This is a genomic window from Pseudarthrobacter sp. KH_020_B, from assembly GCF_057840185.1.
Genome location: NZ_CM174506.1, coordinates 4,502,522 through 4,515,505 on the forward strand (window position 1 = coordinate 4,502,522; position 12,984 = coordinate 4,515,505).

Here is a 12,984-nt window from a genome sequence, read left to right on the forward strand (position 1 = left end):
GTGAGTGCCGCTCAGTCCTGCCGGCCGCCGTCGGACGCTTCATCCCGGGAGGACTCATCCCGGGCCGATTGGGCCGCCTTCTGGACCACGGCTTCGAGTTCATCGGAGCTGAGGAGCTCGCGGTGCAGGTGTTTGGTGCGGTAACCGGCGCGGCCCACCATGTGCGCGGAAACCGGCACGGTCAGCAGCTGGAAAATCCAGGCCACCAGCAGCACCGGCCACACCCACCAGGTGCGCAGCTGCAGGCCGATCGCCGTCAGGAGCAGGAACAGGCCCAGCACCTGGGGCTTGGTGGCCGCGTGCATCCGGCTCAGCAGGTCCGGGAAGCGGAGCAGGCCCACGGCGGCGGCGAGCGACATGAGGGCGCCCACCACCAGGAACACCGCCGACACGGTGTCGATGACGCTGTCAACCACACTGGCCTCAGGACTCATTGGCCTGCTCCCGCCGGTCGGCCACGAAGCGCGCAACGGTCACCGAACCGATGAAGCCGACCACGGACAGCGCCACCAGCAGCATCAGGTTGTTCAGGTGCCGGTTGACGGCCATGTCGATGCACAGGGCGGCGCCGAGGATCGCTAGCAGGACGTCGGAGGCCAGCACCCTGTCCAGCAGCGACGGGCCGCGGGAGATCCTGATGATGGCTCCTGCCGCCGCCAGCGAAAGAATGACTGCCGTGACAGCCAGGACGGTCTGCATCATGCTGCGGCCTCCTGCCGGATTGCTTCGAGTTCTTCGCGGGTGCCCATGATCCTGATCAGTCCTGCCTCGATGGAGCGGACCTCCTTGCGCAGGCTTTCCACCTCTTCCGGGGTGCTGACGTTGAGCGCGTGGAGGTACAGAGTGGACGTTGACCGGTCCACCTCCACCACCAGGGAGCCGGGGATCAGCGAGATCACGTGCCCGGTGGCGGTGACCATCAGGTCCTGGTGGCTCCGCAACGGCACCGCGACGACGGAGTTGATGACCCGCGGGCCGCGGACAACGGCCAGATACATCACGTCGACGCTGGCCGCCGCCACCCGTCCCATGAAACGCAGGGCAAAAGGCACGGCGTGAAGAATGTTGAAGCGGCCGCTGAGTTCCACCGGCGGCAGGTAGAACATCCGGGCCACGAGCACGGCCAGCAACGCGCCGAAGAGCAGGTTGCCGGGGCTGAAGTCCTGCCACAGGGCGCCCCAGACAATCACCAGCCACACCAGCAGGGGCAGTTCCTGGCGCAGGGAAATACGGCGGCGGCTCATTTGCCCCCTCCGTTTTTCAGGGCCAGCGGGGGAACTTCCGTGTCCTCGCCGAGCACGGCCTGGATGTAGGCGGACCTGTCCAGCATTTCGTGGGCGGCCTGGTCCGAGACCGTGAACAGCGGGCCGGCGAAGACCGTGAGTGACACGCCCAGGGCCACCAGGCCCAGGGTTGAGCCCACCATGGTGCGGGGCAGCAGCGTGACGTTTTTGCGGCCGGCGCGGCTGCCGGTGTCCGAATCCTCGGGCTCAGCCAGCAGGACGGGGTCCGGGTGCTCGGCGTCCGAGGGCTTGCGCCAGAACGCGCGGTTCCAGACCCTCGCAACAGCCAGCAGGGTCAGGAGGCTGGTGACCACGCCGCCGATCACCAGGGCGTAGGCCAGGGGCGTGCCGAGTTCGATGCCCGCCTGGATGAGCCCCACCTTCCCCAGGAAGCCGGAGAACGGCGGGATCCCGGCCAGGTTCATGGCGGGGATAAAGAAGAGCAGGGCCAGGATGGGCGACAGCTTGGCCAGGCCCGCCAGCCGGTCCACGGAGGAGCTGCCGCCGCGGCGTTCGATCAGCCCCGTGACCAGGAAGAGGCTGGTCTGGATGGTGATGTGGTGGGCCACGTAGAACACCGCGGCGCCCAGCCCGGCCACCGAGGACATGGCCAGGCCGAACACCATGTAGCCGATGTGGCTCACCAGGGTGAAGGACAACAGACGTTTGATGTCGCTCTGGGCCAAGGCGCCAAGGATTCCCACCACCATGGTCAGCAGCGCCGCCACCATCAGCGGAGTGTTCAGGCTGTCCCCGGGGAAAAGCAGGGTTTCAGTGCGCACCATCGCGTACACGCCGACCTTGGTCAGCAGGCCCGCGAACACGGCAGTGACCGGCGCCGGCGCCGTGGGGTATGAGTCAGGCAGCCAGAACGACAGCGGGAACACGGCCGCCTTGATGCCGAAAGCCACCAGCAGCATCACGTGCAGCAGGGTCCGGGTTCCCTCGTCCAGGTCCGCGAGCTTGATGGCGAGGTCGGCCATGTTCACGGTTCCGGTGGCGCCGTAGACCATGGCGATGGAGATCAGGAACAGCACCGAGGACACCACGGAGACCACCACGTACGTGACGCCGGCGCGGATGCGGGGGCCGGTTCCGCCCAGTGTCATCAGCACATAGCTTGCCGTCAGCAGGATCTCGAATCCGACATACAGGTTGAACAGGTCCCCGGACAGGAACGCGTTGGAGACCCCTGCCACCAGGATCAGATAGGTGGGGTGGAAGATCGACACCGGGGCGTCCTGGTCGCCGTCGGCCATGCCCTGCCCGGTGGCGTAGACCAGCACCGCGAGGCTGATGGCGGAGGACACCACGAGCATGAGGGACGAGAACTGGTCCACCACCATGGTGATGCCCCACGGCGGCAGCCAGCCACCGATGTTCACGGCAGCGGTTCCGCCGTCCCACACGGAAGCCAGCAGCAGGCACTCCAGCAGGAGGGTCAGGGACAGCACGCCGATGCTCACCGCGCGCTGGGCGCGGGAGTGCCGGATCAGCAGGAAGGCCAGGGCGGCACCGAGGATGGGAAGTACGACGGCGAGCGGGGCAAAGCTTGCGATGTTCACTTCACACCTCCTTCGGGACCAGGGGTTACGTTCCGCGAGCCGGGTTGCTCTTCGGCGGCGGCAGCCCCGGCAGGAATCTCCTTGGCCCCGGCGGTAACGGAACCCCCGGCCTCAGCCGGGCCGTCCGCAGCCGTGGGGTGGTCCGAGACTGCGTTCCCATCGCTGCCCAGCATGGTCAGGGGAAACTCCGAAGTTTCGGCCGGAATCAGGGCGTCGTCCTCGGCGTCGAACCGGGGTGTCTCGGCGACGCGGAGGTCCTCGATGTCGTCCTGGATCTCATCCTGGCGGGCCAGGACCCAGGTGCGGTAGATGATGCCGAGCATAAAGGCCGTCACCGCGAAGGAGATCACGATCGACGTGAGGATCAGGGCCTGCGGAAGCGGGTCCGAGTACTCCTGGGCGCCGGTGTCCTTGTTGTACAGCGGCGCCAGGCCGGCATAACCGCCGGTCGCGAGGATCAGCAGGTTGGTGGCGTTGGCCAGCAGCATCAGCCCGAGCAGCACCCGGGTGAGGCTGCGTTCCAGGATCAGGTAGATGCCGCACGCATACAGGGCACCCATCACGGTCAGCAGGGTCAGGTTGACGCTCATCCTTGGCCCCTCGCCGTGGTTTCGGCGGGGACGCCCGCGGGCTCCTGGTCCTCGGCAGGCGCAGTTCTCTGCTCTTCAAAGTGTTCGTCGATCTCGGAGCCCAGGCTGCGCAGCACGTCCAGCACCAGGCCGATCACCACGATGTACACGCCGATGTCGAAGATGGTGGACGTGACGAACTTGATGTCCCCGAACACCGGCAGCCAGAGTTCAATGATGGCGGTCTGGAATACCTGGCCGCCGAGCAGCAGCGGCACCACGCCGGACGCCGCAGCGGTGGCGAGCCCGATCCCCAGCAGCGTTCCGGCGCCGACGGGCGTGGCCTCGCGCAGTTCGAACCGGCCGCCGGCCAGGTAGCGGATGGCCAGGGCAAGTCCGGCAGTCAGGCCGCCGGCGAAGCCGCCGCCGGGCAGGTTGTGGCCGGCCAGGAGGAGGTAGAGCGAGAAGATGATCAGGGAGTGGAAGATCAGCCGGGTGACCACTTCAAAGATGATGGAGCGGCGTTCCGGTGCCAGCGTCCGCCCTGCCACGATCCAGGCGTCCCGGGCGGAGGCGGCGAATTTGCGGCTGATGGCCAGCGCCGCGGCTTCCCGCGACCCGGGATCCACCGCAACCTGGCGGCCTACGCTGCCCTCGGCAATGGTCTCAGAGACCCTGCTGCGGTCGCCGCGGCCGCGGACAAAGATGAGGCTGGCAACACCTGTGGCGGCCAGGGCAAGGACTGATATTTCCCCGAACGTGTCCCAGGCGCGGATGTCCACCAGGGTGACGTTGACGATGTTCAGCCCGCCGCCTCCTTCATACGCGAGGCGCGGGAATTCCAGGGACACGGGGATGGCCACCCGGGCGCCCATGGCGTGGATCGCGGCGAAGACCATGGTGACGCCGAAAGCCGCCCCGATGATCACGCGGATCACCCGGTACTTGCCGCCGGTGCGGTCGCGGAGTTCCGCAGGCAGGCTGCGCATGGCCAGGACAAAGGCCACCAGGATGATGGTTTCCACAAGCATCTGCGTGAGGGCCAGGTCCGGGGCGCCCTGGAGCGCGAACATCAGGGCGATCCCGTATCCGGTCACGGAGACCATCAGCACGGCGAGGAACCGTTTGTTGGCCTTGACCGCCGCCAGCGCGCCGATCACAATTCCTGCCCCGACCACGGGCTGCAGCGGTGAGTAGGGATCGATGAAGTACAGGTTGTCCGGAAGCGGCTTGCCCACCAGCACCATGGCCGTCAGCGGCAGCGCGAACGCCATGGTGAGGATCACGGCGAGGTAGAAGTACAGGGAACCACGCTGCGTGCGGCCCGTGATCCAGACCGCGGTGTCGTCCAGGGCGCCGATAGTGAGCTGGTACATGCGGTCGCCGTCGATCCAGCCCGGAACGCGGGACTGTGCGCGGGCCACCAAGGTCCGTCCTAAGTACATCGCCAGGCCAAGGGCGAACGTGAGGGCGGTCAGTCCCAGCGCCGGAGTAAAACCGTGCCACAGCGCAAGGTGGCCGGCCTGCTCGGCCGGTGTGCCGGCGTCGGACGCGGTGGAGGCGAACAGCGCGGCGTAGGGCTGGACCCAGGCGTCCACCGGCGCCGGCCAGAGGCCGTAGACGATGCTGAGGAGGCTGAGGACGGCCGGGGCTGCCAGGAAGGAAGGCTTGACCGCCTTGAACGTTGTCCGCTCAATTCCCGGCTTCACCGCGAACGCTCCCCACATAAAGCGCGCGCTGTAGGCGAACGTCAGAATGGACCCGAGGACGATGCCCACGAGCACCACCATGCTCCAGGCCTCCCGGCCGGACGCGTGGTGGACAAAGGCCTCCAGGACTGATTCCTTGGCCACAAATCCGGCGAGCAACGGGACGCCGGCCATCGAGGCGGCACCGATGCCGGCCACAATTCCCAGCGCCCGGGACTGCCCGAACACGCCGGACAGCTGGCGCACATCGCGGGTACCGGCCTGGTGGTCGATGATGCCCACCACCAGGAACAGGGCGGCCTTGAACAGTCCGTGGGCCAGGAGCATGGCGAGGCCGGCAAGGGCTGCGTCCGGGGTGCCCAGCCCCACCACCATGGTCAGGAACCCCAGTTGGCTGACGGTGCCGTAGGCCAGGATGAGCTTGATGTCGGTCTGCCGGAGCGCCCGGTAGCCGCCCACCAGCATGGTGGCCAGGCCCAGCCCCAGCACAATGGACTGCCAGTAGGCGGTGTCGGAAAATCCAGGGGCGAGCCGCGCTACCAGGTAGATCCCGGCCTTCACCATGGCCGCCGCGTGGAGGTACGCGCTCACCGGTGTGGGGGCCGCCATGGCGCCCGGAAGCCAGAAATGGAAGGGAACCAGCGCGGACTTGCTGATGGCGCCCGCCAGGATTAGTACGACGGCGGCCGCCACGATTGCGCCGGACGCTCCGCTGATCAGGGTGGGAGCCTGCGCCAGGATCGCCGAGATCCGGTATGTGCCGGCACTGTGGCCCAGCATGATCAGGCCCACCAGCATGGCCAGCCCGCCCGCGGTGGTGACCATAAGGGCCTGCAGCGCCGAACGGCGGGCCGCCAGCCTGGTGCGGGCGAAGCCGATCAGCAGGTAGGACAGGATGGTGGTGAGTTCCCAGAAGATGAACATCAGAAGAAGGTCGTCAGCGATCACCAGGCCGAACATCACTCCCGCGAAGGCGAGGAACTGGGCGCCGAAGCCTCCGAGGTCCTGGTCCTTGAGGCTGAAGTACCGGGCGCAATAGACGAGCACGAACGCGCCGATGCCCAGGATGAGGAGCGACATCACCCAGGCAAGGGGATCGAGCCGGAAGGCGAATTCAAGATCCAGCCCGGGGATCCAGGGGAAGACTTCCGAGACCGCGCCGGCGTCCGAGTACACGGCGCCGTGCTGGAACAGCAGCCAGGCAAACGAAGCAGCGGGTACGGCGGCCAGCGCATAGAAAGCGTTGCGGCCCCATGCCCTGAAGAGAAACGGCGCCACGGCAGCCACCGCAAAGTGCACGGCAAGGACTGTGATCACTGGTATCTCCGCAACGTCAGGGATTCGATTGTCAAAAGTTAGGGCAGGCGGTCATTCGTCAGGTTCGGTGGCCACAGTTTATCAACGCACCACTGACACTTTTCCCGCACCGGACCGCGCGTCCCTGGAATTTCCCGGGTGTCCGGCGTACCATCACCGCCACGTTCGCCAGGGGCGGATACGATTCAGCGTATGAACACCGCCAGCGCTCCTGAGGCCATGCAGCCGTCATCGGATCTCGCCTCGGGGACCGAGGCCACCGGCAAGGGCCGAGTCCTCGCCTGGGCCGCCTGGGACTGGGGATCTGCGGCCTTCAACGCGGTCATGACGACCTTCGTCTTCACCGTCTATCTCACGTCCAATGCGTTCGGCGGCGAAGACCAGGCTTCGGCCGTTCTTGGCGGTGCGCTGGCTATTGCAGGTTTCGCCATCGCGCTGCTCGCTCCGGTGACGGGGCAGCGCTCGGACACCGGAGGGCGCCGCAAGCTGTGGCTGGGGGTCAACACGGCCGCCGTCGCCATCCTGACGGGTCTGTGCTTCTTTGTGTTCCCACGGCCGGAGTTCCTGCTGCTGGGCGTTTCGCTGATCGCGCTGGGGAATGTGTTCTTTGAGTTCGCCGGCGTCAACTACAACGCCATGCTGGCCCAGATTTCCACCCCGAAAAACATCGGCAAGGTCAGCGGATTCGGCTGGGGCATGGGCTACCTGGGCGGCATTGTGGCCCTGCTGATTGTGCTGCAGCTCTTTGTGCAGCCGAGCTTCGACTGGTTCGGGGCCTCCACCGAGAACAGCCTGAACATCCGGCTTGTGGCCGTGTTCTCCGCCCTGTGGTTCTTCATCTTTGCCCTGCCGGTGCTGTTCGCGGTCCCGGAGCTGCCGCGGCCGGCGCGGGCCCAGCCGCTGGGCTTCCTGGCCTCCTATGGCCTGCTGATCCGCCGGATCAAGGCAATCTACGCCACCAGCCCGCACACCATTTACTTCCTCCTGGCCAGCGCAGTGTTCCGGGACGGCCTCGCGGCCGTGTTCACGTTCGGCGGGATCATCGCGGCCGGGACGTTCGGCTTCGAGTTGTCCCAGGTCATCTTCTTCGCCATCTTCGGCAATGTGGTGGCTGCCATGGGGGCGGTCATCGGCGGGTTCCTGGACGACCGGGTGGGGCCCAAGGCCGTGATTGTGGGTTCCCTCGTGGGGCTGCTGATCGCCGGGACCATGATCCTGGTCCTCGGCAACGAAAACTACATCTTCTTTGGCACGGAGTGGTCCGGCAGCACTACCTTCTGGATATTTGGGCTGTTCCTGTGCCTCTTTGTGGGCCCGGCCCAGTCCTCGTCGCGGGCTTACCTGGCCCGGTTGGCTCCCCAGGGCGAGTCGGGCGAGCTGTTCGGCCTCTACGCCACTACGGGCCGTGCGGTCAGTTTCCTAGCCCCGGCGCTGTTCACCCTGTGCATCGTGCTGGCCACGCCGCTGGTTGCGCCCGGCGAGGCGCAGCGGTGGGGGATCCTGGGCATCATGGTGGTGCTGCTCGCCGGGCTGCTGGTCCTGCTACCGGTGAAGTCGCCGGACAAGACCGCCATCGCCGTAGTCCCCGCCTCGTAGCGCGAACGGACACTTAAGCCCCCCGCCTCCCTGCGCGAACGGACATTTAAGCCCCTGCCTCCCGCGCGAACGGACACTTAAGCCTCGGTGGGCGGTGTGGGCCAAGGGCCGCAAGTGTCCGCTCGCGCCGCGTTGCGCACACCCACCCGAAACCGGCCTGCGGAGACTAGGCTGGCTGTATGAACGTGGACGAGACTGACCTCCCCGGCATGGGCCGGCGGAAGGACTTTATGACGGCTTCCGGTCGCCGCATCGGCGTGGTGGAGCTGCGGGAGGGCACGATGGAACTCATCGTTTCCACTTGGGACGATCCCGACACCTGCCAGGCGTCGATTCCCCTGACCGGCGATGAGGCGTCCACCCTGGGTAACCTCCTGGGCGGGCAGCACCTGGCCATGAAGCTAACTGAAGAGCACCGGGAGATCCCGGGCATCGTGACCCGGCAGTTCTCCATCGCGCCCGAATCCCCGTTCCAGAACCAGCCCATGGGGAAGGCCTGCATCCGCACGCGCTGCGGAGTCTCGATCGTGGCGATCATGCGCGAAGGCGAAGTGCTCCCGTCGCCGGGACCCGACGTCGTACTTCACTCCGGTGACCTCCTCGTTGCAGTTGGAACGCAAGAAGGCCTCGATTCGGCGGCCGACATCCTGCGCAACGGCTGAGCGCCATGGACCCGCTGGCCCTGACCCTCATTGAACTGGGGGCCGTTGTGTTCTGCCTTGGCCTGTTGGCCAGGCTGGCCGGACGGATCGGAATGTCACCCATCCCGCTCTACCTCGTTGGCGGACTCGCCTTCGGCGCAGGCGGCGTAGTCAAACTCGAAGGCATGCAGGAATTCGCACATCTCTCCGGCGAAATCGGTGTGATCCTGCTGCTGCTTATGCTCGGCTTGGAATATACGGCTGCCGAGCTTTTCACCGGTCTGCGCAGGTCCTGGCAGGCCGGTGTTCTTGACCTGGTGCTGAATTTCATCCCCGGCGCGGCCCTGGCGCTCCTGCTGGGATGGGGCATGGTGGGCGCAATGGTCATGGGCGGTGTGACCTACATATCGTCCTCAGGGATCGCCGCGAAAGTCATTACGGATCTCGGCCGGATCGGTAACCGCGAAACGCCTGTGGTGCTGTCCATCCTGGTGTTCGAGGATCTGGCCATGGCCGTGTACCTGCCGATCCTTACTGCAACCCTCGCCGGTGTCGGTTTCCTGGGCGGGCTCACCACCGTGGGGATCTCCCTGGCCGTTGTCACCGTGGTGTTGATGCTGGCGCTCCGCCACGGCCACCGGGTGTCCCAGGCCGTGCACAGCGAAAATTCCGAGGTGTTCCTGCTCAACCTCCTCGGCGCCGCACTGTTGGTGGCCGGCGTCGCGTCAGCCCTGCAGGTTTCGGCCGCAGTGGGCGCGTTTATGCTGGGCATCGCCATCTCGGGCGCCACGGCGCATAGCGCCACCCGGATCCTGGAACCGCTGCGGGATCTCTTCGCGGCCCTCTTCTTTGTGGCCTTCGGACTCAACACCGACCCGTCGACCATCCCGCCCGTGCTCGGCTGGGCGCTGGTACTGGCGGTCGTCACCGCAGCCACCAAGATGCTCACCGGCATCTGGGCCGCCAAGCGGGCTGGGATTGGCCGGCCCGGACGCTTCCGTGCGGGCGCTGCCCTGATAGCCCGCGGCGAGTTCTCCATCGTGATCGCCGGGCTGGCCGTAGCGTCAGGCGTAGTCCCGGGAGACCTCGCCGCCTTGGCAACCGCCTATGTGCTGATCATGGCCATCCTCGGGCCGTTGGCCGCACGCTACGTGGAACCGGTACTGAAGGCGTTCGGCGGGCCGGTCCGGTTGGCCGCGAAGGCGTAGCCCCCGCGCCAAGACCTCACCCCTTGATGGAAAAGGCTCAGACCGCGGTGCGGTGGAAGTTCAGGTGGCTGCGGCTGGCTGTCGGCCCGCGCTGGCCCTGGTAGCGGTTGCCGTATTCGCCGGAGCCGTACGGGAACTCAGCAGCAGAGGTCAGCCGGAAGAAGCACAGCTGGCCGATCTTCATGCCGGGCCAGAGCTTGATGGGCAGCGTGGCCATGTTGGACAACTCCAGCGTGACGTGGCCGGAAAATCCCGGATCAATGAACCCGGCCGTGGAGTGCGTCAGCAGGCCCAGGCGGCCCAGGGAGGATTTGCCTTCCAACCGGGCGGCAATGTCATCCGGCAGCGTGACGGTCTCGTACGTGGAGCCCAGGACAAATTCGCCGGGGTGCAGAATGAACGGCTCACCGCTGTCCACCTCCACCAGCCGCGTCAGCTCGGGCTGGTCTTCCGCGGGGTCGATATGCGCGTACTTGTGGTTGTCGAAAAGGCGGAAAAACCGGTCAATCCGCACGTCCACCGACGACGGCTGGACCATCACGGGATCGTACGGTTCGAGGACGATCCGTTGGGAGTCTAGTTCGGCACGAATGTCGCGGTCAGAGATCAGCACGCCTCCCAAAATACCGCATTATCCACAGCCCACAGTTTTTCGTTGTTGCTGTCGCCTACTGGGGCTAATGTTGCCTCAGAATGTCAGCCGCCGGATGGTCTCCCGGTTGGTACAACTGAAACTGATCTGGGGTTGGTTTTGAAAAAATTTGCGGCGCCCGCCGCTGTGGCAATGCTGTTCGCACTCGCACTCGTTTCCCCGGCCGCCGGCATGTATTCCGGCCCGCCGGTTAAGGAGCCGTCAGTACAGGCAGGTGCCTTGGGGCCGCGCGCGGTCACGTTGGGCCCGGCGGGAACAGCGGACGACGACGGCGCTGCGGCCAACGCGGACCCCGGCACAGGTTCTCCGCTCGCCCCAGCCGTGGAACCGGTGATCACACCGGCGTCACCCGCCGGGGAAGGCACGCCAGGGACCGCAGAGATACCGCGAGCGGCGACGGTTGCTGCACCCGTGACCACCACCACGTCCGAACCAATCGCGCCCGAACCGCCCTCACTGCCACCCCTCTGGGCCCCCGAATCTGAACTGGCCCACAACAAGACCTCGGCCCCAGCCCCGCCCAACCCGCCGGCCTCCGCAACGGAATCCCTCACTACCGAATCCCTTGGCACCGAGGCCCTGGTGCCGGACAGCAACACGGCCGCCATCCTCACGGTTTTCAACGAAATCAACAAGTACCGGGTGTCCAAGGACCTGGCCCCAGTCAAGTACCACCCCACGGTGGCCGGCATGGCGCAGGAATGGTCCAACAGCATCGCGTCCCGGGACGTCATTGAGCACCGCGCCAGCTTCTGGACCGACCCCCGCGCCCTGAACCCGACCAGCGCCGGTGAGGTCATTGCCATCCGCACGGACCGCAACGCGGCGCAGTTGGTGGAGTGGTGGAAAAACTCCGAGGGCCACAACGCCATGCTGCTAGACCCGCGGTTCAACGTCATGGGCGCCGGGATCTCCTATACGAACAGCCTGTACACCATCTGGGGCGTGGTAAACTTCTTCGGCTACACCACCCTGCCCGCCGGCACCATCACGTCGCCCGGAGGCAGCTCCGCCGGCGGGGGCGCTTTCCCCGCCCCGGCACCCACCATGTGCGATCCGGCCGTCAAACACATGCCGCCTACTCTGGATCTGAGCAGCGCGGCGATCAACAGTGCCGCTGATCTGGTGACCATTAACGCGTCAGGCCAGCTCATCAACCGCCCCTCCACCGGGAACAGGACCTTTGGTGCTGCCAAGGTCATCGGTTCCGGCTTCGAAACGGCCAAGGAAGTGTTCACCCCGGACTGGGACCGCGACGGGGCCTATGACCTCCTGACGCAGTGGAACGATGGTCGGCTGACGCTCCACCCGGGGTTCGCCGGCGGCGGCTTCGGCGCTTCGGTCACCCTCGGCCAGTCCGGCTGGGCGACGTTGACGCTGGCCGTCGGCGGCTGGTGCGCCAACAACCGGCTCCCCCAGCTCGTCGCGTTGGATACCGACGGAAACCTGTTCCTCTACCCGAACGTTGGCCTCGCCGACCTGTCCTCACGCACCCTCATGGCGGCCGGCGTGACGGCCAGGAAGCTGAGCATGGTGGATTATGACGCCGACGGTTTCCAGGATCTCCTGGCCATAAAGTCCGACGGCGGCGTGCAGCTCTACCGCGGAGCCGGCACTCCGGCGCCACGCACCGAAACCCGGCCCATCGTGACCACCGGCTGGCAGGATGTCACCGGGATCCGGCCGCTGCGGGACGTGACAGCCCTGAACTCCTCGGGAGTGGCACTGCGCCGGGCCAACGATGTTGTGCAGTACTGGGACCTGAGCGCCGGAACCCTGGCGTCGCCGTCGAACATCACCGGAAGCTGGGCGGGCCAGCGGCTGGCGCAGTAGCCCTCAGGCCGCGGTCCGCACTTCCAGGACATCCTTGAGCCGCGCGAGCTGGGACACTTCGGCTTTGATGGCGCGCTGGATGCCGGTGTTCATCAGGCCCAGGAGGCCTTTGGGCTGGTACTCGAGGGCGAACCTGACCCGGGTGCCGGCCGGTTCGGTGCTGAGGTAGTACCCGCCGGTGGGCTGTGACCGACCGGTGATCACGCGGAACTGGATCTCGGCGCCCAGCCTGGCCTGCGTTATTTCGAAGTCGGCGGGGATGGCCCGTCCTGACCGGCCCGTCATGGTCTGCCGGTAGACGGCGCCTTTGGTTCCGGCGGCACCTGACATCAGGCCGATGCTGCGGATGCCCTTGCGCCATTGGGGAAGGTTCATTCCGTCCACCAGGAATGTATACACGGTCATGGCGTCGCACCGGATCAGCACCTCGTGCTCTGCAAATGCCATGGGCGTCCTTCGTTAGCGGCCGGTCAGGTAGTAGCCCGCCCCACCCCCATGACACCGCAGCTAACGCGTTCAGAGTAGCCACTCGGCCCGCCCCGGACCTAGCCACCGACGGCGCCGTTATTGAAGAGTTACTGGATGACGCGGCGGGTAGCGGCCATCCCGGC

The 12,984-nt window shown here is 66.5% G+C and carries 12 protein-coding genes; 4 read left to right on the forward strand and 8 right to left on the reverse strand.

What is annotated here, in order from left to right; genetic code table 11:
- Positions 1-11 precede the first annotated feature (11 nt).
- The 6 genes from mnhG to AC3IT0_RS21145 are packed head-to-tail and all read right to left on the reverse strand — an operon-like array spanning position 12 to position 6,443.
- Complete coding sequence (gene mnhG, locus AC3IT0_RS21120; RefSeq protein WP_489321595.1) at positions 12-434, reverse strand: monovalent cation/H(+) antiporter subunit G; 423 nt, start codon at positions 432-434, stop codon at positions 12-14.
- Positions 424-702: an MrpF/PhaF family protein gene (locus AC3IT0_RS21125; RefSeq protein WP_056341351.1), complete on the reverse strand. Its 279-nt coding sequence runs from the start codon at positions 700-702 to the stop codon at positions 424-426. The genes mnhG and AC3IT0_RS21125 overlap by 11 nt, the downstream gene beginning before the upstream one ends.
- A complete protein-coding gene (locus AC3IT0_RS21130) occupies positions 699-1,244 on the reverse strand; it encodes a Na+/H+ antiporter subunit E (RefSeq protein ID WP_489321596.1) in 546 nt (181 codons plus the stop codon). The genes AC3IT0_RS21125 and AC3IT0_RS21130 overlap by 4 nt, the downstream gene beginning before the upstream one ends.
- A complete protein-coding gene (locus tag AC3IT0_RS21135; protein WP_489321597.1) occupies positions 1,241-2,848 on the reverse strand; it encodes a Na+/H+ antiporter subunit D in 1,608 nt (535 codons plus the stop codon). Before AC3IT0_RS21135 ends, AC3IT0_RS21130 begins: the two co-directional genes overlap by 4 nt.
- Positions 2,845-3,438, reverse strand: coding sequence for a Na(+)/H(+) antiporter subunit C (locus AC3IT0_RS21140; protein WP_489321598.1), 594 nt, complete (start codon positions 3,436-3,438; stop codon positions 2,845-2,847). Before AC3IT0_RS21140 ends, AC3IT0_RS21135 begins: the two co-directional genes overlap by 4 nt.
- Positions 3,435-6,443 carry a Na+/H+ antiporter subunit A gene (locus AC3IT0_RS21145; RefSeq protein WP_489321599.1) on the reverse strand — a complete coding sequence of 1,003 codons (3,009 nt, stop codon included), beginning with the start codon at positions 6,441-6,443 and terminating at the stop codon, positions 3,435-3,437. The genes AC3IT0_RS21140 and AC3IT0_RS21145 overlap by 4 nt, the downstream gene beginning before the upstream one ends.
- Before the next feature lie 192 nt (positions 6,444-6,635).
- On the opposite strand from AC3IT0_RS21145, the gene AC3IT0_RS21150 reads away from it, so the two are divergent.
- From AC3IT0_RS21150 to AC3IT0_RS21160, 3 genes are all read left to right on the forward strand, one after another.
- Positions 6,636-8,039 carry an MFS transporter gene (locus AC3IT0_RS21150; RefSeq protein WP_489321600.1) on the forward strand — a complete coding sequence of 468 codons (1,404 nt, stop codon included), beginning with the start codon at positions 6,636-6,638 and terminating at the stop codon, positions 8,037-8,039.
- Positions 8,040-8,218: 179 nt separating this feature from the next.
- A complete protein-coding gene (locus AC3IT0_RS21155; RefSeq protein WP_489321601.1) occupies positions 8,219-8,701 on the forward strand; it encodes a cation:proton antiporter regulatory subunit in 483 nt (160 codons plus the stop codon).
- Between the two features lie 5 nt (positions 8,702-8,706).
- Positions 8,707-9,888: a cation:proton antiporter gene (locus AC3IT0_RS21160; protein WP_489321602.1), complete on the forward strand. Its 1,182-nt coding sequence runs from the start codon at positions 8,707-8,709 to the stop codon at positions 9,886-9,888.
- A 37-nt stretch (positions 9,889-9,925) separates the two neighbouring features.
- On the opposite strand, the gene dcd is transcribed toward AC3IT0_RS21160, so the two are convergent.
- Complete coding sequence (dcd, locus tag AC3IT0_RS21165) at positions 9,926-10,501, reverse strand: dCTP deaminase (RefSeq protein ID WP_489321603.1); 576 nt, start codon at positions 10,499-10,501, stop codon at positions 9,926-9,928.
- A 171-nt stretch (positions 10,502-10,672) separates the two neighbouring features.
- On the opposite strand from dcd, the gene AC3IT0_RS21170 reads away from it, so the two are divergent.
- Positions 10,673-12,373 (forward strand): CAP domain-containing protein, encoded by a 1,701-nt coding sequence (locus AC3IT0_RS21170; protein WP_489321604.1) that lies wholly within the window; start codon positions 10,673-10,675, stop codon positions 12,371-12,373.
- 3 nt (positions 12,374-12,376) lie between these two features.
- Here the strand turns inward: AC3IT0_RS21170 and AC3IT0_RS21175 are convergent, their stop codons facing one another.
- The gene (locus tag AC3IT0_RS21175; RefSeq protein WP_489321605.1) at positions 12,377-12,820 is read right to left on the reverse strand and encodes an SRPBCC family protein; all 444 of its coding nucleotides are present in this window, start codon (positions 12,818-12,820) and stop codon (positions 12,377-12,379) included.
- Positions 12,821-12,984 lie beyond the last annotated feature (164 nt).

Coding starts and splice junctions, on each gene's coding strand:
- mnhG (WP_489321595.1), bottom strand. CDS start 434: ATGAGTCCTGAGGCCAGTGTGGTTGACAGCGTCATCGACACCGTGTCG.
- AC3IT0_RS21125 (WP_056341351.1), bottom strand. CDS start 702: ATGATGCAGACCGTCCTGGCTGTCACGGCAGTCATTCTTTCGCTGGCG.
- AC3IT0_RS21130 (WP_489321596.1), bottom strand. CDS start 1,244: ATGAGCCGCCGCCGTATTTCCCTGCGCCAGGAACTGCCCCTGCTGGTG.
- AC3IT0_RS21140 (WP_489321598.1), bottom strand. CDS start 3,438: ATGAGCGTCAACCTGACCCTGCTGACCGTGATGGGTGCCCTGTATGCG.
- AC3IT0_RS21150 (WP_489321600.1), top strand. CDS start 6,636: ATGAACACCGCCAGCGCTCCTGAGGCCATGCAGCCGTCATCGGATCTC.
- AC3IT0_RS21155 (WP_489321601.1), top strand. CDS start 8,219: ATGAACGTGGACGAGACTGACCTCCCCGGCATGGGCCGGCGGAAGGAC.
- AC3IT0_RS21160 (WP_489321602.1), top strand. CDS start 8,707: ATGGACCCGCTGGCCCTGACCCTCATTGAACTGGGGGCCGTTGTGTTC.
- AC3IT0_RS21170 (WP_489321604.1), top strand. CDS start 10,673: ATGCTGTTCGCACTCGCACTCGTTTCCCCGGCCGCCGGCATGTATTCC.
- AC3IT0_RS21175 (WP_489321605.1), bottom strand. CDS start 12,820: ATGGCATTTGCAGAGCACGAGGTGCTGATCCGGTGCGACGCCATGACC.